21 protein-coding genes are annotated in these 25,728 nt (G+C 73.1%); 13 read left to right on the forward strand and 8 right to left on the reverse strand.

Annotated features, from left to right (window positions below):
• Positions 1-90 precede the first annotated feature (90 nt).
• Positions 91-1,776, forward strand: a complete 1,686-nt coding sequence (locus ACIBAD_RS30845) for a DEAD/DEAH box helicase (protein ID WP_134075006.1) — start codon at positions 91-93, stop codon at positions 1,774-1,776.
• 114 nt (positions 1,777-1,890) lie between these two features.
• Here ACIBAD_RS30845 and ACIBAD_RS30850 read toward each other — a convergent pair whose 3' ends face one another.
• The 5 genes from ACIBAD_RS30850 to ACIBAD_RS30870 are packed head-to-tail and all read right to left on the reverse strand — an operon-like array spanning position 1,891 to position 6,334.
• Positions 1,891-2,832 carry a tyrosine-protein phosphatase gene (locus tag ACIBAD_RS30850; RefSeq protein WP_134075005.1) on the reverse strand — a complete coding sequence of 314 codons (942 nt, stop codon included), beginning with the start codon at positions 2,830-2,832 and terminating at the stop codon, positions 1,891-1,893.
• 29 nt (positions 2,833-2,861) lie between these two features.
• Positions 2,862-3,929 (reverse strand): nitronate monooxygenase, encoded by a 1,068-nt coding sequence (locus ACIBAD_RS30855; protein ID WP_134075791.1) that lies wholly within the window; start codon positions 3,927-3,929, stop codon positions 2,862-2,864.
• 22 nt (positions 3,930-3,951) lie between these two features.
• Entirely contained in the window at positions 3,952-4,716 is a 765-nt protein-coding gene (locus tag ACIBAD_RS30860; RefSeq protein WP_398909924.1) for a CoA-transferase subunit beta, read from the reverse strand.
• Positions 4,713-5,564 (reverse strand): CoA-transferase, encoded by an 852-nt coding sequence (locus ACIBAD_RS30865; RefSeq protein WP_134075004.1) that lies wholly within the window; start codon positions 5,562-5,564, stop codon positions 4,713-4,715. The genes ACIBAD_RS30860 and ACIBAD_RS30865 overlap by 4 nt, the downstream gene beginning before the upstream one ends.
• Positions 5,561-6,334, reverse strand: coding sequence for an enoyl-CoA hydratase family protein (locus tag ACIBAD_RS30870; protein ID WP_398909927.1), 774 nt, complete (start codon positions 6,332-6,334; stop codon positions 5,561-5,563). Before ACIBAD_RS30870 ends, ACIBAD_RS30865 begins: the two co-directional genes overlap by 4 nt.
• A 56-nt stretch (positions 6,335-6,390) precedes the next feature.
• Between ACIBAD_RS30870 and ACIBAD_RS30875 the strand changes: the two genes are divergently transcribed.
• Complete coding sequence (locus ACIBAD_RS30875) at positions 6,391-7,155, forward strand: SDR family oxidoreductase (RefSeq protein WP_134075002.1); 765 nt, start codon at positions 6,391-6,393, stop codon at positions 7,153-7,155.
• A 1-nt stretch (position 7,156) separates the two neighbouring features.
• A complete protein-coding gene (locus tag ACIBAD_RS30880) occupies positions 7,157-8,065 on the forward strand; it encodes an SDR family oxidoreductase (RefSeq protein WP_134075001.1) in 909 nt (302 codons plus the stop codon).
• A 55-nt stretch (positions 8,066-8,120) separates the two neighbouring features.
• On the opposite strand, the gene ACIBAD_RS30885 is transcribed toward ACIBAD_RS30880, so the two are convergent.
• A complete protein-coding gene (locus ACIBAD_RS30885) occupies positions 8,121-8,603 on the reverse strand; it encodes a MarR family transcriptional regulator (RefSeq protein WP_134075000.1) in 483 nt (160 codons plus the stop codon).
• Between the two features lie 109 nt (positions 8,604-8,712).
• Between ACIBAD_RS30885 and ACIBAD_RS30890 the strand changes: the two genes are divergently transcribed.
• Complete coding sequence (locus ACIBAD_RS30890; protein ID WP_134074999.1) at positions 8,713-10,206, forward strand: MFS transporter; 1,494 nt, start codon at positions 8,713-8,715, stop codon at positions 10,204-10,206.
• A gap of 207 nt (positions 10,207-10,413) precedes the next feature.
• Here the strand turns inward: ACIBAD_RS30890 and ACIBAD_RS30895 are convergent, their stop codons facing one another.
• Positions 10,414-11,307 (reverse strand): hypothetical protein, encoded by an 894-nt coding sequence (locus tag ACIBAD_RS30895; protein WP_134074998.1) that lies wholly within the window; start codon positions 11,305-11,307, stop codon positions 10,414-10,416.
• Positions 11,308-11,393: 86 nt separating this feature from the next.
• Between ACIBAD_RS30895 and ACIBAD_RS30900 the strand changes: the two genes are divergently transcribed.
• The 8 genes from ACIBAD_RS30900 to ACIBAD_RS30935 all read left to right on the forward strand — a co-directional run bounded on the left by ACIBAD_RS30900 (position 11,394) and on the right by ACIBAD_RS30935 (position 21,893).
• Positions 11,394-12,212, forward strand: a complete 819-nt coding sequence (locus tag ACIBAD_RS30900) for a serine protease (RefSeq protein ID WP_398909930.1) — start codon at positions 11,394-11,396, stop codon at positions 12,210-12,212.
• A gap of 223 nt (positions 12,213-12,435) precedes the next feature.
• Complete coding sequence (locus ACIBAD_RS30905) at positions 12,436-13,092, forward strand: response regulator (protein WP_398909932.1); 657 nt, start codon at positions 12,436-12,438, stop codon at positions 13,090-13,092.
• On the forward strand, positions 13,089-14,252 hold the full coding sequence (locus ACIBAD_RS30910) for a histidine kinase (RefSeq protein ID WP_134074996.1): 1,164 nt from the start codon (positions 13,089-13,091) through the stop codon (positions 14,250-14,252). The genes ACIBAD_RS30905 and ACIBAD_RS30910 overlap by 4 nt, the downstream gene beginning before the upstream one ends.
• A gap of 68 nt (positions 14,253-14,320) precedes the next feature.
• Positions 14,321-14,674 (forward strand): chorismate mutase, encoded by a 354-nt coding sequence (locus tag ACIBAD_RS30915; RefSeq protein ID WP_134074995.1) that lies wholly within the window; start codon positions 14,321-14,323, stop codon positions 14,672-14,674.
• Positions 14,675-14,922: 248 nt separating this feature from the next.
• Complete coding sequence (gene pepN / locus ACIBAD_RS30920; protein WP_398909935.1) at positions 14,923-17,424, forward strand: aminopeptidase N; 2,502 nt, start codon at positions 14,923-14,925, stop codon at positions 17,422-17,424.
• A 279-nt stretch (positions 17,425-17,703) separates the two neighbouring features.
• Complete coding sequence (locus tag ACIBAD_RS30925) at positions 17,704-19,146, forward strand: pyridoxal phosphate-dependent decarboxylase family protein (protein ID WP_398909937.1); 1,443 nt, start codon at positions 17,704-17,706, stop codon at positions 19,144-19,146.
• Positions 19,143-20,552, forward strand: a complete 1,410-nt coding sequence (locus tag ACIBAD_RS30930) for a lysine N(6)-hydroxylase/L-ornithine N(5)-oxygenase family protein (RefSeq protein ID WP_398909939.1) — start codon at positions 19,143-19,145, stop codon at positions 20,550-20,552. Before ACIBAD_RS30925 ends, ACIBAD_RS30930 begins: the two co-directional genes overlap by 4 nt.
• Before the next feature lie 180 nt (positions 20,553-20,732).
• Entirely contained in the window at positions 20,733-21,893 is a 1,161-nt protein-coding gene (locus ACIBAD_RS30935; RefSeq protein ID WP_398909941.1) for an ALF repeat-containing protein, read from the forward strand.
• A gap of 91 nt (positions 21,894-21,984) precedes the next feature.
• Here the strand turns inward: ACIBAD_RS30935 and ACIBAD_RS30940 are convergent, their stop codons facing one another.
• On the reverse strand, positions 21,985-23,796 hold the full coding sequence (locus tag ACIBAD_RS30940; RefSeq protein WP_398909943.1) for a bifunctional metallophosphatase/5'-nucleotidase: 1,812 nt from the start codon (positions 23,794-23,796) through the stop codon (positions 21,985-21,987).
• Positions 23,797-23,976: 180 nt separating this feature from the next.
• Between ACIBAD_RS30940 and ACIBAD_RS30945 the strand changes: the two genes are divergently transcribed.
• Complete coding sequence (locus tag ACIBAD_RS30945; protein WP_398909994.1) at positions 23,977-25,227, forward strand: ricin-type beta-trefoil lectin domain protein; 1,251 nt, start codon at positions 23,977-23,979, stop codon at positions 25,225-25,227.
• The last annotated feature ends 501 nt before the right edge of the window (positions 25,228-25,728 follow it).

Below are 25,728 nucleotides of genomic sequence, written 5' to 3' on the forward strand. Positions count from 1 at the left end.
TGCCGGGGTCCGCACCGCGAGGTGCGGGCCCCGGCTTGTCTGCTGTCTCGATCTTTGTTTTACCTGCCGGTTTCAGGAGGGCTTTCTCGCATGACCAGCTCCAGCTCCGCACGACCCAGCCGCCGCCCCACCCGGGGTCGAGGTCCGGCTCAGGGACGTCCGAAGGCTGGCGCGGGACGGCAGAAGTCCGCCCCCGTCGCCCGGCCCCAAGAATTCACCATGCCCGAACCGCTGACCCCGGCCCTGGAGCCGGTCGCCGCGTTCGAGGACATGGGCATGCCCGAGGCGCTGCTGAAGACCCTCGCCGCCCAGGGCGTCACCGAGCCGTTCCCGATCCAGGCCGCGACGCTGCCGAACTCGCTCGCCGGCCGTGACCTGCTCGGCCGCGGCCGTACCGGCTCCGGCAAGACGCTGGCCTTCGGCCTGGCGCTGCTGGCCCGCACCGCCGGCCGCCGCGCCCAGCCGAAGCAGCCGCTCGCGCTGGTCCTCGTACCGACCCGTGAGCTCGCGCAGCAGGTGACCGACGCGATGGCCCCGTACGCCACGTCCGTCAACCTGCGGATCACGACCGTCGTCGGCGGCATGTCGATCAACCGGCAGTCCGGCGCCCTGCGCCGCGGCGCCGAGGTCCTCGTCGCCACCCCCGGCCGCCTGAAGGACCTCATCGACCGCGGTGACGCCGACCTCTCCCAGGTCGCGATCACGGTCCTCGACGAGGCCGACCAGATGACCGACATGGGCTTCATGCCGCAGGTCACCGCGCTGCTCAAGCAGGTCCAGCCCGAGGGCCAGACCATGCTGTTCTCGGCGACCCTCGACAAGAACATCGACAAGCTCGTCAAGATGTTCCTGCACGACCCGGTCGCCTTCTCCGTCGACCCGTCCGCCGGCGCGGTCAGCACGATGGAGCACCACGTCCTGTACGTCATGGACGAGACCGACAAGAAGGCCGTGGCGACGCGCATAGCCGCTCGCGACGGCCGGGTGATCATGTTCGTGGACACCAAGCGCGGTGTCGACCGCATGGTCAAGAAGCTCCTGGCCGACGGCGTCCGCGCCTCCGGCCTGCACGGCGGCCGCTCGCAGCCGCAGCGCAACCGGACCCTCGACTGGTTCAAGACGGGCGAGGTCACCGCGCTGGTCGCCACCAACGTGGCCGCCCGCGGCATCCACATCGACGACCTCGACCTGGTCGTCAACATCGACCCGCCCACCGACCACAAGGACTACCTGCACCGCGGCGGCCGTACCGCGCGCGCCGGCGAGTCCGGCAGCGTGGTCACCCTGGTGCTCCCCGACCAGAAGCGGGACATGTCCCGCCTGATGTCGGACGCCGGCATCTCCCCGCGCACCGCGCAGATCAAGTCCTCCGACGAGGAGCTGTCCCGGCTGACCGGCGCCAAGGAGCCCTCGGGCATCCCCGTGGTGCTGGAGGTGCCGCAGCAGCCGGCCCCGGCCAAGGCGCGCTCCGGCTCGGGCTCCGGCTCCTCCCGCCGCCGTTCGAGCGGCCCGCGCACCGGCTCCGCCACGGGCGGCGCCCCCGCGGCCGGCGGCCGCGGCCGCCGCTCCGGCGGCGCGGGCTCCGGCCAGGCCCCGGCGGCGGCCTCCGGGTCGGGCCAGTCCCGGCGCGGCCAGGGCGGCTCCGGCGGCTCGGGCAACGGCGGCCAGTCCCGGCGCGGCGCGGGCAGCGCCTCCGCCTCGGCCGGCGGCGCGGCCGCGGCCTCGTCGCGCAGCCGCGTCGGCTCCGCGGGCCAGGGGCGGCGCCGGGCGGTCTGATCCGCCCCCGTACGCGCGATGACGCCGGGCAGCACCTGCGGGTGCTGCCCGGCGTCGTGCTGCCCGGCATCGTGTTGCCCGGCGTCCGTGCCGGTGCCCGCGGGGCGGGTCGGTTCAGCGGACCAGCTTGTCCTGGAGCTTCGCGAGCGTCCGCAGGTCCAGGCCGAGGCCGTCCGTGAGGTAGCCGTAGAAACCGCCGTACTCCGCCTCCATCTGCGCGGTCGCCGCGTCCAGGTAGTCCTGGCGGACCTCTTGGAGCGGGATCAGCAGGTCCGGGTTCTGCATCCGCCCGGACTGCTTCAGACCCGCCCGCACCTGGGCGTCGTACGCGGCGCGGAAGGTGTTCGACGCGAGGTAGTCGCGCGTGGCCGCGTCCTCGGGAACGGCCAGGGCGCGCAGCAGGACGTAACTCATCCAGCCGGTCCGGTCCTTGCCCGAGGTGCAGTGGAACAGGAGCGGGCCCTGGCCGCCGTCCGCGATCTCCCGCAGCGTCGTCGCGAACTGCGCCCGGTTCTCGGGGCTGGTCACGAAAGTGCGGTAGATGTCGCGCATGTAGGCCTCGGCGCGGCCGCCCCCGAGCATCTGCTCCTGCGTGGCGGGATCGCCGCTGGATATCGCGCCGAGCAGGGTCCCGTACAGGCCGAGGTCGCTGACGGGGCGGGAGGTGGCGGTGAGCCCGGCGGGCAGCCGGTCGGCGCCGTCGTACTGGAGCTCCATCGGGATGCGGAAGTCGACGACCTTCCGCAGGCCGAGACCCGAGAGGGCGGTGGTGTCCGCCGGGGTCAGCTTCCCGAGGGCGTCGGAGCGGTAGACCAGCCCCTGGCGGACCTGCCCACCGGTCCAGGTCCGGTAGCCGCCCAGGTCGCGGACGTTGACAGCGCCCTGGAGCGGGATCTGGCGAATCGTTTCCGCCAGCTGGTGGTGGCGGCCGGCGGCGGTGGTCGCGGCGCTGGTGGTGCGGTGCGCCGGCGCGGCGTGCGCGGCGGCGGGCAGGGTCCCGACGGCGAGGGCGGACGCGAGCACCGCGATCGCCAGGCGGATTCGGGCACGGCTCATCTGGCGGCTCCTGCAACGGAGAAGGAGGGTCACCCTGGTGGTGGCAGGGTGTCGAGCGACTGCAGGTGTGCGAGCACACCGTGTGCCTCGGCCATGACGCGGGCGACGAGCTCCGCACAGGACGGCAGATCCTCGATCACCCCCGCGACCTGGCCCGATGCCATGACGCCGAGGTCCGTACGGCCCTCGACCATGGACGCCCTGAGGAGCATGGGGGTGTTCGCGGCGAGCAAGACCTGGCTCCAGGACAGGTCCTTGCCGTGTTTCATCGCGAGGCCGTCGCGCACCATCTGCGGCCAGGACAGGCCCGACAGCCCGCGGAACGCGGCCGCGTGCCGGACCGCCCGGGCCAGCGCCCGCGTACGGCCGGCCCGCTCCAGGGAAGCGACGAGCTCCGTGCGGAGCATCCGGTGCGGCAGCCCGTCCACGGCGGTCGTGACGGTGACGTCCTTGACCCCGGCCGCCAGGTACCGGGCCTTGACCGCGTCCGGGACGGTGGAGTCCGAGGTCAGCAGGAAGCGGGTGCCCATGGCGATGCCCGCGGCCCCGTACGACAGGGCCGCGACCAGGCCGCGGCCGTCGTGGAAGCCGCCCGCCGCGACCACCGGGATGTCCACCGCGTCGACCACCTGCGGCAGCAGCACCGTCGTGGCCACGTCCCCGGTGTGCCCGCCGCCCTCGCCGCCCTGCACGATCACCGCGTCGGCCCCCCAGGCCGCGACCTTCTCGGCGTGCCGGCGGGCCCCGATCGAGGGGATCACCACGACGCCCGCGTCCTTGAGCCGGGCGATGAGCTCCTTCGACGGGGCGAGCGCGAACGAGGCCACCCGTACGCCCTCGTCGATGATCAGCCGGACCCGCTCGGCTGCGTCCCCCGCGTCCGCCCGCAGGTTCACCCCGAACGGGGCGTCCGTACGGGAGCGGACCTCGCGGACCGCCGCCCGCAGCTCCTCCACGGTCATCGTCGCCGAGGCCAGGATGCCCAGGGCTCCGGCCGCAGCCGCGGCCGACACCAGCCGCGGGCCGGCCACCCAGCCCATGCCCGTCTGCACGATCGGGTGCTCGACACCGACCAGTTCGGTGAAAGCCGTCCGTATCGCCATCGCCGCCGCCACCCCCTCAGGCCCGCACTTCCCGGTCGCGCAGCCCCCTCGGGTCGATCACCTCGCGGATCAGCCGCAGCTCCTCGGCGGTCGGCTCCCGCGTGTACGGGACCTCGCCGGTGACCGCCGGCTCGAACCCGGTGGCCGCCCGGACCTGTTCGACGGTGACGCCCGGGTGCACGGAGGCCAGGCGCATCGAGTGGTCCGGGCCCTCGAAATCGAAGACGGCGAGATCGCTGACCACCCGCGGGAGCCGGTGGAAGCGGGTCACCCCGGCCGCCCCGGCCCGGTCGTAGCCCACCCCGCTCACCATGTCGACGCGCTCGACGAACACCCGCGGCGAATGCCTCGGAACCCAGTAGCTCACCGGGTTGTTCAGCGTGTTGACGGGCGCGCCGCGCACTCCGAGGAGCTGGCGGGCGGGCCGCGCCCAGTCGCCGATGCAGGAGATGTTCTGATTGCCGAACCGGTCGATCTGGCTGGCGCCCATCATCACGTGCCGCCGGCCGCCGGTGACCATCGTGAGGTGGCGCCGGTACGGGAGCCAGCCCTCCGTCTCCCCGTCGAGCCCGACGAGCAGGGCTTCGCCATCGGTCAGCAGGAGGTCGGGGGAGAAGGTCCGCTTCGCCAGCCGGGCCCCGAAGGACGGGATCAGGCCCATCGGGCTGGCGAGCACCTCCCCGTCGCCGCGCCAGGCCTCGGCGCAGGCGATCACGCAGTACTCCGCCCGGGAGGCGTCCGTCGCCGTGCCCGCTGCACCCACCGCACCCACTGCGCTCACCGCTGCTCCTCGTGCCAGGCCCGGACGGCCGACTGGTAGGCGTGCTCGCTGCCCCCGGAGAGGAAGCGGGCGGAGAACTCCGGCCAGGGAGTGGCCGCGTACAGCTTCTGGAAGGCCTCGTCCCGCCCGTAGTCGGGGGCGCAGGAGGTGAAGTGCGCGCCGTTCGGGGTCTCGACGACGCCCGTGACGGAGTGCCGGCTGACCAGCAGGGACTGCGGGGGCCCGGCCTTGGAGAGCTCGGCGGTCTCCACGAGCTGCTCGCAGGAGACGTACGCGGCGTCGGCCGCCTCGCAGAACAGGTCGTCGAAGTACGGGTCCGGGCCCAGGTACTGGGCGTTGCCGAGGCGGTCGGCGCGGTTGAGGTGGACGAGGGCGGCGTCCAGGCGCAGGGCGGGGACGGCGACGAACTCCTCGCCGTCGGCGTAGGGGGAGGTGACGGTCCGCAGCTCGGGATTGACCCGCATGACGTCGGAGCCGAGGCCGGCGCGGACGGGGAGGAAGGGCAGCCGGTTGGCGGCGGCGTGCAGGCCCCACATGAACATGGCCTCGTCGTACTCGGTGAGGGCGAAGGCGCCGCTCTCGCGGGCGGCCCGGAAATGCGGCTCCAGCGGGATCGAGTCGAGCGTGGCGAAGGGGGCGACGAGCCGGCGGATCCGGCCGGCGGCCGCGAGCACGCCGACGTCGGGGCCGCCGTACGAGACCACGGTGAGACCGGTGATCTCGGACCGGAGCAGCGCCCGCACCAGGGCCATCGGTTTGCGCCGCGATCCCCAGCCGCCGATGCCGAGGGTCATCCCGCTCCGCAGCTGCCCGACCACCTCTTCGGGGGTCATCGTCTTGTCGGTCATGAGCGCTCCTTCCCCGCGGTCGCTCCCGCTGCGGACTCTCCGAAGGTGTCGCGGACCCGGTCGGCGACCCCGCTGAGGTTGGCCTCGAAGGTGAACCCCTGCTCGAAGCGGTAGCTGCGCCGTACGTCGACGGGGTCGATGCCGTTGATGGCCGCCTTGGCCAGCCGGATCAGGTAGCCGTCCTTCCGCGCGATCTCGGAGGCCAGCTCCAAGGCGGCGTCCCGCAGCTCCGCGCGCGGGACCACCTTCCACACCGAGCCGTGCGCGTGCAGTTCGGCGGCGGTCGCGGTGCGGGAGGTGTAGTAGAGGGCGCGCATCAGGTGCTGCGGGACCAGGCGGGCCAGGTGGGTGGCGGCGCCGAGCGCGCCCCGGTCGAGCTCGGGGAGCCCGAAGGTCGCGTCCTCGCAGGCCACGATCGCGTCGGCGTTGCCGACGAGGCCGATGCCGCCGCCCAGGCAGAACCCGTGCACGGCCGCGACGACGGGCACCTCGCACTCGTACACGGCGGCGAAGGCCTCGTAGCAGCCCCGGTTGGCGCCGATGAGGGCGCCGTGGGCGGTGTCGCGCTGCATCTCCTTGATGTCGACGCCGGCGTTGAAGCCGCGGCCCTCGGCGGCCAGGACGACGCACCGGGTCCCGGGGTCCCGGCCGGCGGCGCGCAGGGCGTCGGCGAGCTCGTACCAGCCCCGTACGGGAAGGGCGTTGACGGGCGGGAAGTCGACCGTGACCAGTGCGACGCCCTCGTCGGGGCTTGAGGTGGAGACACCCATGAGAGGATCAGCTACCTTTCCACCAAACATTTGTTAGGTGAGGAAGGTAGCAGCCTATGGAGCTCGACGGGAGGGTTGCAGTCGTCACCGGCGGAACCCGCGGCGTCGGCGCCGGCATCGCCCGGTCGTTCCTCGAAGCGGGCGCGGAAGTCGTCGTCTGCGCCCGCCGCCCGCCGCGGGAACCGGTGTCCGCGGACGGCCGCACGGCCTCGTTCGCCGCGCTGGACCTGCGCGATCCGGCTGCCGTCGAGGAGTTCTTCGAGGCGGTCGAGCGCCGGTACGGGCGGCTCGACTGCCTGGTCAACAACGCGGGCGGGACCCCGTACCGGCTGCTGGGGGAGGGCGGGGCGGAGCGGCACGCACGGGTCGTCGAGCTGAACCTGCTCGCCCCGCTGACCGCCTCGCTGGCGGCCTACCCGAGGCTGCGCGAGACGCAGGGCTCGGTGGTGATGATCGGCAGCGTCAGCGGAACCCGGCCATCGCCCGGGACGGCGGCGTACGGGGCGGCGAAGGCCGGCCTGGAGAACCTGGCCCGGTCCATGGCCGTGGAGTGGGCGCCCGAGGTACGGGTGAACTCGCTGGTCCTGGGCATGGTGCGGACCGAGCTGGCGCACCTGCACTACGGGGACGAGGCGGGGATCGCGGCCGTCGGGGCGACGGTTCCGCTGGGCAGGCTGGCGGATCCCTCGGACGTCGGGGCGGCGGCGGTGTTTCTGGCCTCCGGTCGGGCGGGGTATGTCAGCGGGGCGAGCCTGCTCGTGCACGGGGGCGGGGAGCGACCGGCTTTTCTGGATGCGGCAACGGTCAACAAGGAGGACTGAGATGGGACTTGCCGAGGGTCGAGTGGTCATCGTGACGGGCGCGGGGCGGGGACTGGGCAGGGCCCACGCGCTGGCCTTCGCGGCCGAGGGGGCCAAGGTCGTGGTCAACGACCTCGGGGTGGGCCTGGACGGGCAGCCGGGGGAGGACAGCCCGGCCGGGCAGGTGGTCGCGGAGATCCGGGCCCTGGGCGGCCAGGCGGTGGCGCACGGCAAGGACATCGCGTCCCCGGAGGGCGCGTCCTCGCTGGTCGGGGCGGCACTGTCGGCGTTCGGCAGGCTGGACACGCTGGTCAACAACGCCGGGTTCCTGCGGGACCGGATGCTGGTGAACCTGGAGGAGGCGGACTGGGACGCGGTGATGCGGGTGCACCTGAAGGGGCACTTCCTGCCGCTGAAGTACGCGGCGGCGTACTGGCGTGCGGAGGCGAAGGCGGGCCGGGCGGTGGCGGCGCGGGTGGTCAACACCTCGTCGGGGGCGGGCCTGCTGGGCTCCGTCGGGCAGGGCAACTACAGCGCGGCGAAGGCCGGCATCCTCGGCATGACGCTGGTCGCGGCGGCGGAGATGGCCCGGTACGGGGTCCAGGTCAACGCGATCGCCCCGGCGGCGCGGACACGGATGACGGAGCAGACGTTCGCCGAGACGATGGCGGAGCCGGGGGAGGGGGGCTTCGACGCGATGGCCCCGGAGAACGTGTCGCCGCTGGTGGTGTGGCTGGGCTCGGACGCCTCGGCGGGGGTCACGGGCCGGGTCTTCGAGGCGGAGGGCGGCCGGATCACGGTGATGGAGGGCTGGCGTCCGGGCCCGACGGCGGACCGCGGGGCCCGCTGGACCCCGACGGAGGCGGGCGAGGCGGCCACGAAACTCCTCGCGGAATCCGAACCCCCGCACCCGGTCTACGGGGCGGAGTAGCGGCGTCGGGCCGGTGCGGGGCGGGGCGGCCGGGGCGGGATGTGCCCGGGTCGGGTCAGGACTCCGTCAGGCGGGCCGCCGCGCGCAGTTGGCGGGCGTTGGAGCCCTGGAGGAAGCGGATCACCGTTTCCAGTTCCGCCGTCGTGAACTCCTCGCACAGCTCGGCCACCTCGCGGGCCCAGTCTTCGAACAGGGGGCGGATCTCATCCAGCCGCTCCGGCAGCGCCTCCACCAGGACCCGCCGCTTGTCCGTCGGGTGCTTGACCCGGCGGACGAAGCCCTTGCGCTCCAGCCGGTCGACCAGGCCCGTCACCGAGGCCGGGGCCAGCCCCGACTGCTGGGACAGCTCCTTCGCGGTGAGCGGCCCGCGTCGCATGAGCAGGTCCAGGGTCTTCGTCTCGGTCGCGCTGAGGCCCCGCTTCGCGGCCGCCGCCTCGTGGAACACCACGGTCGCCGCACTGGTCTCCCGGCCCGTGCGGTTCAGTTCGGCCAGCACCGCCTCCCGGCGGGGGTCCTTCTCGTCGGTCGTGTCGGTCATGCGTCCACCGTACCAAGTATTTAGTTCGGACGAACGAAAGAGTCGCGCTCGCGCACGCCTCCGTGCAAGTCTTTCGTTCGTCCGAACGAAATATATGTGGAGGCCCGTCATGACCGCGCCCGCGCCCGCCCCGCCCCCGCCCCCGCCCTCGGATCCGAACCCGGCCCCGACTCCGACCCCCTATCCGCGCCGCTGGGCCGCCGCCGCCGTGATGATGGTCGCCGCGCTCATGGACCTGCTCGACACGACCGTCGCCAACGTCGCCATCCCCTCCATAGGCCGGGACCTGCACGCCTCGCAGGGCGCCCTCCAGTGGCTCGTCTCCGCCTACCTCCTCGGCTTCGCCTCCACGCTGATCGTCTCCGGGCACCTCGGAGACCGGTACGGCCGCAAGGCCCTCTTCCTCGCCGGAACCGCCGGTTTCGGCCTCGCCAGCCTCGGCTGCGGCCTCGCCCAGAGCCCCGGCCAGCTGATCGCCGCCCGCGCCGTGCAGGGCGTCATGGCCGCGCTGCTGATGCCCCAGGTGCTCGGCTCGTTCCGCACCCTGTTCCACGGCAAGGAGCGCGGCGCCGTCTTCGGGGTGTACGGGGCCGTCGGCGGCTTCGCCGCCGCCGTCGGACTGCTGCTCGGCGGCCTGCTCACCGGCGCCGACCTGTTCGGCTGGGGCTGGCGGTCCGTCTTCCTCGTCAACGTGCCCGTCGCGGCAGCCGCCTGCCTGGCCGCAGCCGTCCTCGTCCCCGCCACCCGAGAGCGCGGTGCCGGCCGGCCCGACCTGGCCGGCAGCCTCGTGCTGGCCGCCGCCCTGAGCGCCATCGTGCTCCCGCTCGTCCAGGGCGAGGCCAACGGCTGGCCGCTGTGGGGCTGGCTGTGCCTGGCCGCCGGAGTCCTCGCCGTCATCGGCCTCGGCTTCCTCGAAGCCCGCCGCCGCGGGACGGCGACCGTGCCGCTGCTGCCCGCCCGAGCCTTCGGCCTGCCCGCCTTCTCCGTCGGCCTCGCCGTCCAACTGCTCTTCGCCGTCGGCATGCAGGGCTTCTTCCTGGTCTTCGCGATCTGGCTCCAGGGCAGCGAGGGCTACACCCCGATGCAGGCCGGCGTGCTCACCGCCGCCTTCTCCGTCGGCGGCTTCCTGACCGCCCCCGCCGCCGACGCCCTCGCCGTCCGCTTCGGCCGCCTCGTCCTCACCGGCGGCGCGCTGCTGATGGCGGGCGGGTTCGCGGGGGTCTGGTACGCCGTCTCCGCGTCCGGTGCCGCGCGCACCGGGGCGTGGCCGCTGGTACCGGGCCTGCTCCTCGCGGGCGCCGGGCTCGGCTTCCTGGTCGTACCGCTGGTGAACGTCGTGCTGTCCGCCGTCCCCGCCGACATCGCGGGCGGCGCCTCCGGGATCTTCTCCACCGCCCAGCAGTTCGGCGGAGCGCTGGGCGCGGCCGTCATCGGCAGCGTCTTCTTCGGCTCCCTCGCGGACGGCGGCCCCACGCGCGCCCTGACCGCCGCGATGCCCTGGGTGTGCGCCGGCTTCCTGCTCAGCGCGGCGCTCTGCCTGGCCCTGCCGCGCACGGCGGTGTCCCCCCAACCGGCTCCGGCCGCCGAGCCGGTGGCGGCGTAAGGGGTCCTCGGGAAGGGGGTGTGACGCAAGAACGGCCCCGGCCCCCTGGCGGGGGGGTCGGGGCCGGATCCTTCACTCGTGCGATGGGATATGACTACCCACGCCGGCCGTGCTTTGAACCGCTCTCAACGCGACAACTTGTCCCTCCTCCGCGCCGCGTTCGCCGAGCCCCGGCCCGACCCGAACCCGGCCCCCGCACGGCCCCGGTCACGTATCGCAGTCCAGCACCGAGCGGCACAGCCCGCACCGGGCGCGCACCGGCCCGCGCACGGGCAGCCGCAGCCGCTGCCCGCACACCGGGCACGGGAAGCCCACCCGCATCCCCGTCCCCGCCGGGTCCGGTTCGAAGCGGTACGAGGCCCCCGGCGCGGCGGCGCCCGCCCGCCGGTGGCGGGCGTAGCGGCGCCGCTCGGCGCGGTCCGCGGCCGCCAGGGGGGCCCGGCGCAGCTCCCGCTCGGCGAGCGCGCGGCCGCGCACGTACGCCTCGTACGCCTGCGGGCTGGTGAACCAGGCGGACGGGTCCTCGCCGAGCAGCAGGGCGCGCCGGGCGAGGACGTACCCGAACTCCTCGGGGGTGAGGTAGCCGAGCTTCTGGTGGGTGAGCTCGTCCTCGCGGTAGGCGTCGAGGAGCAGCCAGCCGGTCCCGAGGTAGGCGGCGGCGGTGTCGGTGAGGATCTCGTTGTCGGCGGTGACCGGGAAGCGCAGGTCCAGCCGGTGCAGCAGGACGTGCGTGACCTCGTGCGCCAGGGCGGCCGCCAGATCGCGGCGGTGGGTGCGGAAGCGGTCGTTGACCTCGATGAAGTACTCGGGCCCCGCGGTCAGTTCGACGGTGGCCGCCTGCTCCATCGCCCGGAAGCAGACCACCATCCGGGCGTCGGGCAGCCGCAGCGCCCCCACGATCGCGGAGGCCACGCGGTGCGCGCCGAGGTGGAGGTCCTCATCGGCGGCGAAGGCGGCGTCGGCGGGGGAGAAGCTCGTGCCGTAGGTCCGGATCCCCTCGTACGACAGCCGCCGGAACAGGGCGGTGAGCGCGGCGCGGACGGTGTCGAGATGCGGAAATCCGTGCTCGACGGGGCTGGTGCGGCGGCCATTGCGCGTCATGGCGCCCCCTGCGCCGCAGATTGTCCGAAAACGCGTTCTTGATGTCCGGTGAGGGGTGGGTGTGACATGTGCATGTCATTCACCCGATGGCGCGCACAGCCCAACCCCCCACGAAAGGCAGTGTGTTGACCGTGCCCACCCTTGCCGCACTCCTCAAGCGCACCCTCGCCGTCGGCGCGGTGGCGCTCGCCGCCGTCAGCCTCCAGCCCGGCGCGGCCAACGCCTCCCAGGCCCCCGTCGTCGGCGGCACCCGCGCCGCCCAGGGCGAGTTCCCCTTCATGGTCCGCCTCTCCATGGGCTGCGGCGGCGCCCTCTACACCCAGCAGATCGTCCTCACCGCCGCCCACTGCGTGAACGGCTCCGGGAACAACACCTCCATCACCGCCACCGCCGGAGTCGTCGACCTCAACAGCTCCAGCGCCATCAAGGTCAAGTCCACCAAGGTCCTCCAGGCCCCCGGCTACAACGGCAAGGGCAAGGACTGGGCCCTCATCAAGCTCGCCAAGCCCATCAACCTGCCCACCCTCAAGATCGCCGACACCAAGGCCTTCGACAACGGAACCTTCACCGTCGCCGGCTGGGGCGCCACCCGCGAGGGCGGCGGCCAGCAGCGGTACCTGATGAAGGCCACCGTGCCCTTCGTCTCCGACGCCAGCTGCCAGAGCTCGTACGGCAGCGACCTCGTCCCCAGCGACGAGATCTGTGCCGGACTGCCCCAGGGCGGCGTCGACACCTGCCAGGGTGACTCCGGCGGTCCGATGTTCCGCCGCGACGACAACAACGCCTGGATCCAGGTCGGCATCGTCAGCTGGGGCGAGGGCTGCGCCCGGCCCAACTTCCCCGGCGTCTACACCGAGGTCTCCACCTTCGCCACCGCCATCAAGAACGCGGCCGCGACCCTCTGAGCCCAGCGCCCCCGGCATCCCCCGCACCCCCTCCACCTCGTCCTTCCGGCCCAATGCACCCGGGCCGGAAGGACGAGGCGCCGGCCACGGTACGTGCGTAAGGCCGGCCGCAGTCGCACACGGCCGGCACCCCGCCGGCCCCGCCCCGCCCGGTTGCGGCCCGACGCGCCCGCCGGTCCCATGGGAGGGCACACGCAGCGGGCGACAGTGGGGCAGGCAGCGCATGGCGATCAGAGTGGTCATCGCCGACGACCAGGAGATGGTCAGGACCGGATTCCGGATGATCCTCGAAAGCCAGCCGGACATCGAGGTCGTCGCCGACGCCCCCGACGGCGAGGCCGCCCTCGCGGCCGTCGCCGCACACCGGCCGGACGTCCTCCTCCTCGACATCCGCATGCCGAAGCTCGACGGCCTCGAAGTCACCCGGCGACTCGCCGACCGGGACGGTCCGCGCATCGTGATCGTCACCACCTTCGACCTCGACGAGTACGTCCACGCCGCGCTCCACGGAGGAGCATCGGGCTTCCTCCTGAAAGACGCCAGCCCCGCGATGCTGGTTGAGGCGGTCCGCGCGGCAGCCGTCGGCGACTCCCTCGTCTCACCCGCCATCACGGTACGGCTGCTGCGCGAAATGGCCCCCCGGGCCGCCGGCGCCCAGACCGCCCGCCGCCCCTGCGAGCCCCTGACGGAACGCGAACAGGACGTCGTACGGTGCGTCGCCCGCGGCCGGACGAACGCCGAGATCGCGGGAGACCTCTTCATCTCCCTGTCCACCGTCAAAACCCACCTGGCCAACGTGCAGACGAAACTCGACGCCCGCAACCGCGTGGAGATCGCCGCCTGGGCCTGGGAATCCGGCCTGACCGCGCCCCCGACGTGAGCCCGCTCGCCTCCTGGGCCCGGCGCCACCCGCACGCCGCCGACGGGGTCCGGCTCACCCTCTCCCTCACGCTGCTCGCCCTCGTCACCTTCGAGGGCGTCGTCCTCGCCCGCCAGCCCAGCCTCCCGCACGCCGCCGTGTGGATCTCCGGCGTCCTCGTCTGCCTCAGCGCGGCGCCCTGGCCCGCCGTACCCCTCCTCACCCGCGCCTGGTTCGCCGCCGCCGTCACCTGGACCGTCACCCTCCTGCTCGTCTTCGGCAACCACCCCCTCATCGTCTGGGGCGGCGGCGAGGCCATCGCCCTCCTGGTCCTCCTCTCCCAGGTCCTGCTCCGCGCCCCCGCCCGCACCGCCGCCGTCCTCGGCCCCCTCCTCGGCCTCGGCTGCATGGCCGTGCCCGTCCGCGACACCAACCCCGGCCGGTTCACGCTCCTGTTCTCCGTACTGGCCGTCGTCGTCGGCGCGTACTCGGTCCTGCTGCGCCTCCAGTCCGTCCAGCGCGTGCGCGAGCTGAGCGCCGTACGCACCGCGGAACGCCTGGAGCTCGCCCGCGAGCTCCACGACCTCGTCGCCCACCACGTCACCGGCATCGTCGTGGAGGCCCGCGCCGCCCGCTTCACCCAGGTCTCCGCCGAACGGGCCGCAGAGATCTTCGGCCGCATCGAGACCGCCGGGGACGAGGCTCTGGGCTCCATGCGCCGCCTCGTCAAGATCCTCCGCGAGAGCGAGGACCAGCCACCCGCCGGCGGACGGCCCGGCACCGCGCCCGTCGCCGGCCTCGCCGACATCCGCACGCTCACGGAGCGGTTCTCCGCCACCGGCCCGCCCGTCGCCCTGTACGTGGAGGAGGGGCTGGCGGACCGGCTCCCCGGCGACGTCGCCGCCACCGCCCACCGCATCGTCCTCGAAGCCCTCACCAACACGGCCAAGCACGCCGCGACCGCCACTGCCGTCCGCGTCGGCCTGCGCACCGTCCCCGCCGGGCTGGAGGTCCGCGTCGCCGACGACGGGGGCCGCCCGGCCCGCCTCTCCGAGACCGCCCGGGGCGGCGGCTACGGCCTCGTCGGCATGGCCGAACGCGCCGAGGCCCTCGGCGGCTCCCTCACCGCCGGACCCGCCCCGGAGGGAGGCTGGCTGGTCACCGCCGTCCTCCCGCTCTGAGGAGGGCCCCGTCTCACGGATCGGCTCGCCGAGGAACCACACGCGCCCGCCACGTATTCTCGGGAACCATGAACAACAGCGCCCCCGACGAAGCCGCCACCGCAGCCACCGCCACCCCCGGCGCCGTCGACGAGACCGTCGCCGCCGAACTGGCCCGCCTGCGCGACAGCATCGACAACATCGACGCGGCCGTGGTCCACATGCTCGCCGAGCGCTTCAAGTGCACCCAGCAGGTCGGCCACCTCAAGGCCAAGCACCAGCTGCCCCCCGCCGACCCGACCCGCGAGGCCGACCAGATCGCCCGGCTCCGCCAGCTCGCCGAGAACGCCAAACTCGACCCCGCGTTCGCCGAGAAACTCCTCAACTTCATCATCGCCGAGGTCATCCGCCACCACGAGACGATCGCCGCGGGCGAAGAGTAGGGCGCGTCGTCACACCACCGTCCCGCTGTCGGGGCCCGGCACGCACGCTCGCCGCGCAGTCGTCGCTCACTGCCGTCCCCCGGCCACCGCCGGGAGGCGCCCCCACCGCGTCGATTCCCTCCTCCGCCTCGCGACCGCACGCACCAGACCCCGACAGCCCCGCCCCTCCGGCGGCCCGACGCCACATCGACGACCCTCCCTCGCCGGGAGCGGACGAACGCGGCCCGCCCTTCGGGCAGCATGGCCCCATGTCCGCACTGACGCGCAACGAAGCGCAGCTCCGAGCCCAGCTCCTCGACGTCCAGCACTACGCCGTCACCCTCGACCTCACCGGCGGCGAAGACACCTTCGAGTCCACGACCGTCATCCGCTTCACCGCCCGCAGCGCCGGGGACACCTTCGTGGAGCTGAAACCGGACGAACTGCACTCCGCCGAACTCGACGGCAGCCCCCTCGACCGCGCCGGCCTCGACGGCAACCGCCTCCCCCTCACCGGCCTCGGCGAAGGCCCCCACGAACTGCGCATCGCCGCCCGCATGCGCTACTCCCGCACCGGCGAGGGCCTGCACCGCTTCACCGACCCCGCGGACGGGGAGGCGTACGTGTACAGCCAGATGTTCATGGACGACATCCAGCGCGTCCTCCCGGCCTTCGACCAGCCCGACCTCAAAGCCGTCTTCGAGTTCACCGTCACCGCCCCCGCCCACTGGACCGTCCTCGCCAACGGCATCACCGAACGCGTCGGCGACCGCGACACGGACGGCGCCGGCATCTGGAAGTCCGCCCCCACCCCCGTCATCTCCACCTACCTCGCCGCCGTCGCCGCAGGCCCCTGGCACAGCATCCGCACCGAGCACGCCGGACTCCCCTTCGGCATCCACTGCCGCCGGTCCCTCGCCCCCCACCTCGACGCCGACGCCGAGGAAATCCTCTCCATCACCACCGACTGCTACGACCGCTACCACGAGAAGTTCTCCGAGCCCTACCCCTTCGACTCCTACGACCAGGCCTTCGTCCCCGAGTTCAACGCCGGCGCCATGGAGAACCCCGGCCTGGTCACCTTCCGCGACGAATTCGTCTTCCGCTCCGCCGTCACCGACACCGAACGCCAGACCCGCGCCATGGTCATCGCCCACGAGATGGCCCACATGTGGTTCGGCGACCTCGTCACCCTGCGCTGGTGGGACGACATCTGGCTGAACGAGTCCTTCGCCGAGTACATGGGCTACCAGACCCTCACCGAAGCCACCCGCTTCACCGGCACCTGGACCGAATTCGGCGTCAACCGCAAGTCCTGGGGCTACGACGCCGACCAGCGGCCCACCACGCACCCCGTCGCCCCCGACCCCGACGCCGTACCCGACACCGCCAGCGCCCTCCTCAACTTCGACGGCATCTCCTACGCCAAGGGCGCCTCCGCCCTGCGCCAACTCGTCGCCTGGCTCGGCGAGAAGGACTTCCTCGCCGGCATCAACACCCACTTCACCCGCCACAAGTTCGCCAACGCCTCACTCGCCGACTTCGTCGAATCCCTCGCCGCGCACACCGACCGCGACGTCCACGCCTGGGCCGACATCTGGCTGCGCACCACCGGCATCGACACCCTCGTCCCGCGCATCGAGGAGAGCCACGGCGGCTGGACCCTCACCGTCGACCACCAGGGCACCCGCCCCCACCACATCGGCGTCGGCCTCTACGACCGCGACCCCGACAACACCCTGGAGCCGCGCGAGCTCCTCACCATCGACGTCCCCTCCGACGAGATCGTCTCCGTCAGCGGCCCCCGCCCGGCCCTCCTCGTCCTCAACGACGGCGACTTCGGCTACGCCAAGGTCCGCCTCGACGAGACCTCCGTCGAGACCGCCCTGCGCGAACTGTCCGCCATCCCCGGCCCCCTCACCCGGGCCGTCGTCTGGAACTCCCTGCGCGACATGGTCCGCGACGGCGAACTCGAACCCGCCGCCTACCTGGCCACCGCCGCCGCCCACCTGCCCGGGGAAGCCGACCTGGCCATCGTCCAGGGTGTCCTCGCCTTCGCCCGCCACCACGTCGCCGACCGCTACCTCGCCCCCGAGGACCGCGCCGAAGCCCTCGCCACCCTCACCCTCATCGCCCGCGGCCTGCTGCGCCGCACCGAGGACGGCTCCGACCCCGGGCTGCGGCTCGCCGCCGTACGCGCCCTCATCGACGCCGCCACCCAGCCCGACACCCTCGCCGCCTGGATCGAGGACGACACCGTGCCCGGCGGCCCCGAACTCGACCCCGAACTGCGCTGGCGCATCCTCGCCCGGCTGTCCGTCCTCGGCGCCGTCGGCGAGCGCGAGATCGACGCGGCCCTGGCCGCCGACCCCAGCGCCACCGGTGAGGAGGGCGCCGCCCGCTGCCGCGCCGCGCTCCCGACCGCCGAGGCCAAGGCCGCCGCCTGGCAGCGCCTCTTCCACGACGACTCCCTCTCCAACTACCTCTTCAGCGCCACCGCCCAGGGCTTCTGGCAGCCCGAACAGGCCGACCTGGTACGGGAGTACGTACCGCGCTTCTACGCCGAAGCCATCGCCCTCGGCGCCCGCCGCGGCCCCGCGATCGCCGAAGCCGCGGGCCGCTACGCCTTCCCCGGCCACGCCGTCGACGAGGACAACCTCCGGGCCGGCCACGCCGGCATCGACGACCCCGCCATCGTCCCCGCCCTGCGCCGCAAGCTCGTCGACCAGCTCGACGACCTGGCCCGAGCCCTCCGCGTCCGCGCCTCCTGACACCGGTCCCACGCCGCGCGCCCCGGCCGCCGCCCCCACCGGCGGGAGCGGCGGCCGGCCGCGTTCCCGGGGTCCACCGGCGGGCGCGTTCGGGGGGACCACCGGCCGCACACGCAGAACAACAAGCCGACAAACCCCGACGGTTACCCCGTTCGGGTCTGATCGTTGTACCCGTCGGGCCCCCAGGCTGTCACCGCAGCAGCGCCCGCCGCCAAGCCCCTCGGCACCCCACGACAGGGCGGGCCCCCTGCCGCAGACCCGTTCCCGTGAGGACACCGCATGACCGCGCCGCCCGGCAGCCCGCCCCCACCGCCCGCACCCCCACCGCCCGCACCCCCACCGCCCGCACCCCCCGCGCACCCGCTCGCCGGCGGCCGCCTCGGCGCCGAAGCCCTGCGGCCGCTCCTCGACACCGTCCTGGAGGCCCTGCACACCGGAGCCGCGGAGCGCGGCGGGCCGATTCCGGCCGGCGGCCCCGACGCCCTCGCGGCCCGCGTCGCCGCCGCGCTGGGCGACGTACTCCCCGAAAAGGGTCACGGCGATCACGAAGCGCTCCGGACCCTCGTGCACACCCTCGCCGCGGGCGCCGCCGACCCCGCCGACCCCCTGTGCGCCGCCCACCTCCACGGCCCGCCCCTCGCCGTCGCGGCCGCCGCCGACCTCGCAGCCTCCGCTCTCAACCCCTCCCTCGACTCCTGGGACCAGGCCCCCGCCGCCTCCGCGGTCGAAGCGCTCCTCACCCGCACCCTCGCCGCCGAGTTCTACGACACCCCCCACCCCGACGCCCTCGTCACCACCGGCGGCACCGAAGCCAACCAACTCGCCCTGCTCCTCGCCCGCGAACGCCACGGACCGGGCCTGGCCGTCCTCCACGGAGCCAACGCCCACCACTCCGTCCCCCGCGCCGCCTGGCTCCTCGGCCTGCCCCCCGCCACCTCCCTGCCCGCCCCCGCCGGCACCCTCGACCCCGCCCGCCTCGCCGAAGCCCTCGCCGCCGCCCCCGGCCCCGTGCTCGTCACCGCCACCGCCGGCACCACCGACGCAGGCCTCATCGACCCCCTCGAACCCATCGCCGACCTGTGCGAGCAGTACGGCGCCGACCTCCACATCGACGCCGCGTACGGCGGCCTCCTCGCCCTCAGCCCCCGCCACCGCCCCCGCCTCGCAGGCCTGGCCCGCGCCCACTCCCTCACCGTCGACCTGCACAAACTCGGCTGGCAGCCCGTAGCCGCAGGCCTCCTCGCCGTCCCCGACACCGCCCTGCTGGCCCCCCTCGCCCACCAGGCCGACTACCTCAACGCCACCGACGACACCGAAGCCGGCCTCCCCGACCTCCTCGGCCGCTCCCTGCGCACCACCCGCCGCCCCGACGCCCTCAAGATCGCCGCCACCCTGCGCTCACTCGGCCGCGACGGCCTCGCCCACCTCATCGACCGCACCTGCGAACTCGCCCACCACCTCGCCCGCCTCCTCGACGCGCACCCCCGCTTCGAACTCCACGCGCCCCCCACCATCAGCACCGTCCTCTTCCGCCCCACCCACACCGACGACACCGATCTCGCCGCCCTGCGCCGCACCCTCCTCCTCGGCGGCCGCGCCGTACTCGGCCGCGCCACCGCCGACGGCCGCCTCTGGCTCAAGGCCACCCTGCTCAACCCCCACACCACCGAACGGGACCTGGACACCCTCGTCACCCTCCTGGAAGGCAGCAGCCACCGATGACCGCCCAGCTCGATGCACCCCACGACCTCGTCGGAATCGGCATCGGCCCCTCCAACCTGTCCCTCGCCGCCCTCGCCCACGGCCTCCCCCGCCAAGGAGCCGGCGAACTCGCCACCGCCTTCTACGACCAGCGCCACGACTTCCGCTGGCACCCCGGGCTGCTCATCGACGGCACCACCCTCCAAGTCCCCTTCCTCGCCGACCTCGTCACCCTCGCCGACCCCTCCAGCCCCTGGACCTTCCTCAACTACCTCAAGCACAAGGAACGGCTCTTCCCCTTCTACTTCGCCGAGCAGTTCCACATCCAGCGCGCCGAGTACGACGCCTACTGCCGCTGGGTCGCCGGACGCCTGCCCGGACTCCACTTCGGCCACCAGGTCGACGCCGTCCGCTGGAACCCCGAACACGACCTCTTCGAAGTCGACTACACCCAGCTCGACACCGACGGCGAGGCCGAAGCCCTCGGCCGCACCTACACCCGCAACCTCGCCCTCGGCATCGGCACCGCCCCCTACGTCCCCGAACCGCTGCGCCCGCTCGCCGAGGCACCGGCCGTCCCCGTCATCCACTCCGCCGAGTACCTCGACAACCGGCAGCGCATCCTCGGCGCCGAACACGTGACGGTGATCGGCTCCGGACAGTCCGGGGCCGAGGTCTTCCTCGACCTGCTCCGCTCCCGCCCCGCCGGCCGCGAACGCCTCGCCTGGCTCGCCCGTACGCCGTCCTTCGCCCCCATGGAGTACTCGAAGCTCGGCCTCGAACACTTCACGCCCGACTACACCCGCTACTTCCACGCCCTGCCCGAGCCCGTACGAGACCAGCTCGTCCCCGCGCAGTGGCAGCTCCACAAGGGCATCGACGCCGGCACCATCGCCGCCATCCACGAGGAGCTCTACCGGCGCACCGTCGGCGGAGGCTGGCCCGACGCGGTCCTGACGCCGGGAGTCAGCGTCCGTACCGCCGGCCGCGTCGCCACCACCAAGGTCGAACTCCACCTCGACCACGCCCAGCAGGGCACCCGCTCGCGCCTCACCACCGACGCGGTCGTCCTCGCCACCGGCTACCGCGAGCGCCCGCTCACCGGCCTCCTCGCCGGCCTCGACCCGTACCTGCGCAAGGACTCCTCGGGCCGGCCGCGGATCGACGAACGCCACCGCATGATCCTCGACCCCGGCGTCACCGGCAGCATCTTCGTCCAGAACGGCGAACGCCACAGCCACGGCGTCGGAGCCCCCGACCTCGGACTCGCCGCCTGGCGCAGCGCCGCCATCCTGAACACCCTCACCGGCAAGGAGCCCTACCCGCAGCCCGCCCGCACGGCCTTCACCACCTTCGGCCTCGAACAGCGGGAGCACACCCGGCCCGCTCCCACGGTCGAGCTGCTCCCGCTGGTCGAACACCCCTGATCGGCCCCGCCGTCCGGCGACCGGACCCCGCGACCGGACCCCGCGACCGGACCCCGCGACCGGACCCCGCCCCCGCACGCCGCGAGGCCAGCACCCGGGGCGGGAAACGTTCCCGGTACAACCATCGGGGCAGACCGAATGTCTCTTCTGCCGAAGAAACGTTTCCAGGGGGTTTTGTCTGTGAAGTTTTCCCGGATCGCCGCAGCGGTGACCACCGCTGCCCTTGCTCCGGCCGTCCTCATGGCCTCACCGGCGTTCGCCGCCGGCTCCGACGCGCCGGCCGCCGGCAAGCAGCCGGCGCCGACCGCGCCCGACCAGGCCGTGCCCGACCACACCGCGCCCGCGCCCGACCAGGGCGAAGAGGACCGCAAGACCATCCTCGCGATCATCGCCGACCCGATGGCCAGCGAGTACATGAAGGAAGCCGGCCGCAAGGCCATCGCCGACGGCCCACAGGCCATGCGGAAGTTCATCGAAGTCGACCAGCACAAGATCCGCATGGACGACTACCGCATCGCGATCCTCCGCCTCCTCCCGAACGCCGGACCCGGCCTGAAGGAGGGCATCAACAAGGTCCTCGACAACGGCGACACCATCGAAAAGCTGCGCCACTTCTACGACGTCACCCAGCACGAGCTGCGCGACGACGACAACAAGGTCGAGATCTCCCGACTGATCGGCGCCGGCGGTCCGGCCGTGAAGGAAGCCGGCAAGAAGGCGCTCAAGGGGACCCCCGCCGACCGCGCGCAGTTCCTGAAGACCGGCCGGTTCCTCGCCCAGGCCTCGGACGACCGGGTCGAACTGGCCCGCATCGACGAAAGCTGGGACGGCCCGATCCTCAGCGAGGCGATCGGCAAGCTCCTGAGCGGATCGCCCACCCCGGCCGAACTGCGCCACTTCCTGGAAGTGACCCAGTACGAGCTGCGCGACCAGGACAACCGCGTCGCCATCGCCAAGATCATCGACGGTGGTGGTCCGGAGCTCGTCAAGGCCGGCCGCGCCGCGCTCGCCGGCACCGCCGCGGACCGGGCCGAATTCCTGAAGACGGGCCAGCACGAGGCCCGCGCCAAGGACCAGGCCGCCAAGGACAAGGAGAAGCCCACCCCCGGCAAGGACGGCAAGGACGGCGACGCCAAGGGCGACGGTTCCGGCACCGGCACCGGCGCCGCCACCACGGGCAACACCGCCACCACCGCCCAGGGCCGCACCGGCGCCCCCCTCGCCACCACGGGCGCGGGCGACCAGACCACCCTGATCGCCGGCGGCGCGGGCACCGCGCTCGTCGCGGGGGCCGGACTGCTGCTCGCCGCCCGGATGCGCCGCGCCGGCGCGAAGGGCTGACTCCACCCGCACCACGAAAGGGCGGCCGGCCGCGGCACACCGCGACCGGCCCCCCGCCGGCCTGGAACCCGCGACCGGCCACCCCGCCGGCCTAGAACACCGCGACCCCGCCGCGGGTCAGCTTCCAGTCCACGGAAGCGAACTGCGCCGGGTCGATCGTGCCCTTCGCCTTCACCCACTGGATGATCGTGTTGCGGATCTCCTCCGAATTCGCCCACAGCTGCTTGGCCTGCGGCACGTGCGGGAAGTTCCCGCCGCCCGCCGCCCGGTAGTTGTTCACCGCCAGCACGAACCGCTGCGCCGGATCCACCGGCTTCCCCTGGAAGGACAGCGCCGAGATCCGCGAACCCGCCGGCTGCGAGACGTCGATGTCGTACGCCAGCCCGTAGACGGCGTCGTAGTTGTAGTCCGGTATGTTCTCGGCGTTCGTGAGCTTCGCCGGGTCCACCGGAGCGCCCGCGGCCGTCTGCACGTAATACCGCGCCGAGAACTCCAGGTAGTCCTTCAGCTGCGCGCCCGTCAGCAGTCGCGCCTCAAGGGTGTTCTCGAACGGGTACAGGCCCGCCGCGTCCTTGATCGTCACCTGACCAGCCGGGATCGCCGCGGTCCGGGAGAAGCACGACGCCTGCGACAGCACCGGCAGCGCCGCCCACTCCGTACCGGCCAGCGCGCCCTTCACCGTCTCCGCCTGCACGTGGCTGATCAGGTCGATGATCGCGACGTCCTTGACCGGGCCGTCCGCCGAGGACATCGCCTGCGTCGACGTACCGATCACCTGGTTCACGTACGCCACGACCTTGCGGTGCTCGTCCGAGAGCAGAGCGGTGATCTTGGGGTCCTCGGCGGCCGTGTTGGAGTTCAGCACCCGCGCCGACACCTTCGCCACCGACCAGCACCCCTTCGACCAGGTCAGCTCGAAGTCGAACAGCGTCAGGCGCTGCCCCCACTTCAGCGGCTCCGACAGGACCACGTCCTTGCCGGTCGCCTTGTTCTTCACCTGGTACTCCGGGATCTCCGTGTGCGCGTGCCCGACCAGGATCGCGTCGATCCCCGGCACCTGCTCGGCCACCAGAGCGGCCGCGTTCTCGATGTACGGCAGCTGGTCGCCGTACGAGGACGTGCCGCTCGAACCGGAGTGCGCGGACACGATCACCACGTCCGCACCCATGGAGCGGAGCTTGGGCACGTACTTCGCCGCCTGCTCCTCCAGACCCGGGAAGGTCATCTTCCCCTGCACGTTGGCCTTGTCCCAGATCGCGATGCCCGGGTTCGTCAGCCCCAGCACCGCCACCTTCACGTCCCGCCCGTGCGGGGTCCGCAGCCGGTGCATGCTGTACGGCGGGAACGCCGGGCGCAGCGTCTTCGCGTCCAGTGCGTTCGCCCCCAGAAGCGGGAAGTCGCACTGCTCCTCGAACTTGCGCAGCACCGGGATGCCGTAGTTGAACTCGTGGTTCCCGAGCGCCGCCGCGTCGTAGCCGATCGCGTTCATCGCCTGCGCCATCGGGTGGACCGGCCCGCGGCGTGCGGTGATCGGGTCCACCTTCGCGTAGTAGTAGGACAACTGCGTGCCCTGGATCGTGTCGCCGGCGTCGATCAGCAGGGTGTTGCAGTGCCCCTTCTGCGCCCGCACCTGGTTCACGAGCGTCGAGATCTTCGCAAGGCCGACGTCGTTGTGCGCCTTGTCGTCGAACTCCTTGTCCGTGAAGTAGTCCCAGTTGAAAACGTTTCCGTGCAGGTCGGTCGTACCCATCACCGTGAACGAGTACGTCCGCGGCCGGGCGGTTGCCTCGGCTGCCCCGGTGGGCTCGGCCGCGGCGGCCGGAGAGCCGGCGGCCCCCGTCAACGCGACGGCCGCACCCGTGGCGGCCGAAGTTCCCAGAAACGTCCTACGGTCGAACGCCATGCCATCTCCCCTGATCAGCGTGAACAACGCGCGTAGATTCTGACTGATGGGGCACGGGCAGCAACACCCCCGCCGGGTGCCGATCTCTTGACGCGGCACCGTCATGAGCCTTCAATCAAGTGTTGAACTAAGGCAGTTGAGGTGAGTCCCCCCACTCTGAATTGATGTGATCGCATGGTCATGCGCACCACCTGGCGCCACCGCACCGCGCTCGGCGCCCTTGCCCTGCTCTGCTGGAGCGGCCTCGCCGCCCCACCCGCCGGCGCCGCGGAAACCCCCACGGCCGCAGCCGCCGCGGCCACCTTCTCCGACGAATTCGACGGGCCGGCCGGAGCCGCCGCCGACCCCGGCACATGGCAGACCGAGACCGGCGACAACGTCGCCAACCACGAACGGCAGTACTACACGGCGGGCAACCGGAACGCCGCCCTCGACGGCCAGGGCCACCTCGTGATCACCGCCCGCCGCGAAAACCCCGGCAACTACGCATGCTGGTACGGGCGGTGCGAGTACACCTCCGCCCGGCTCAACACCGCCGGCCGCTTCACCCAGGCGTACGGACACGTCGAAGCCAGGCTCAAAGTCCCGCGCGGCCAGGGGATGTGGCCCGCCTTCTGGATGCTCGGCAACGACATAGGCCAGGTCGGCTGGCCGAACTCCGGCGAGATCGACGTCATGGAGAACGTCGGATTCGAACCCTCCACCGTCCACGGAACGCTCCACGGCCCCGGATACTCCGGCTCCGGCGGCATCGGCGCCGCCTACACCCTCCCCGGAGGCCAGGCCTTCGCCGACGCCTTCCACACCTTCGCCGTCGACTGGGCCCCCGACTCCATCAGCTGGTCCGTCGACGGCGCCGTCTACCAGCGGCGCACCCCCGCCGACCTCGGCGGCCGCACCTGGGCCTTCAACAAGCCGTTCTTCCTGATCCTCAACCTCGCCGTCGGCGGCTACTGGCCCGGCGACCCCGACGCCGGCACCGCCTTCCCCCAGCAACTCGTCGTCGACCACGTACGGGTCACCACCTCCGACACCGGCACCGGCCGCACCGGCCCGATCACCGGCCTCGCGGGCAAATGCGTCGACGTCGCCGGGGCCAACCCCGCCAACGGAACCCCCGTCCAGCTCTACGACTGCAACGGCACCCCCGCCCAACAGTGGACCGCCGCCGCCGACGGCACCCTGCGCGCCCTCGGCAAATGCCTCGACGTCACCGGCGGCGCCACCGCCGACGGAACCCCCGTCCAGCTCTACGACTGCAACGGCAGCCCCGCACAACGCTGGGCCCTGCCGGCGGCCCGCGACATCGTCAATCCGCAAGCCGACAAGTGCCTCGACGTCACCGGCAACAACGCCGCCAACGGAACCCGCCTCCAGATCTGGACCTGCGGCGGCACCCCCAACCAGAAATGGAACCTCCCGCCGAACTGACGACCGCCGCCGGGCCCGCCCAGGTCGGCGCGGGCCCGGCGGCGCAGGCTACACACCGGCCGCCTGCCCGATCAGGCCGGTGACCTCGTCGGGCCGGCACACGTACACGCAACGGCTCGCCAAAACCTCCACCACCGCCGCCCCGATCCGCATGGCCATCGCCCGCCGCGCCGACGGCGGCCGCACCGGACCCCTCGGCTCAGCCGTCGCCGCCGCGCACCACCACCACCTCCTCAGCGGCGAGCGCTCTCCACCCCCGCCGCCGACCTCCAGGCCCTTCGACCGCGCCCGCATCCCACTCGCCTACCTGGAGCACCTCCGACGGGAACGGCCCGCCGCCGAGGCCCGCACCCGCCTCGCCGACGCACTCGACACCCTCCAACGCCTCGGAGGCCGCCCCCGCGCCGCCCGCACCGCGGCCGGACCCCGGGCGACAGGACACACCGCAGGGCACGCCGACAGCTCCGGAGCCGCCGCGCTCACCCCGCAGCAGCGCGAAAT

This window comes from Streptomyces sp. NPDC051109 (assembly GCF_044455885.1).
Taxonomy (GTDB): Bacteria; Actinomycetota; Actinomycetes; order Streptomycetales; family Streptomycetaceae; genus Streptomyces.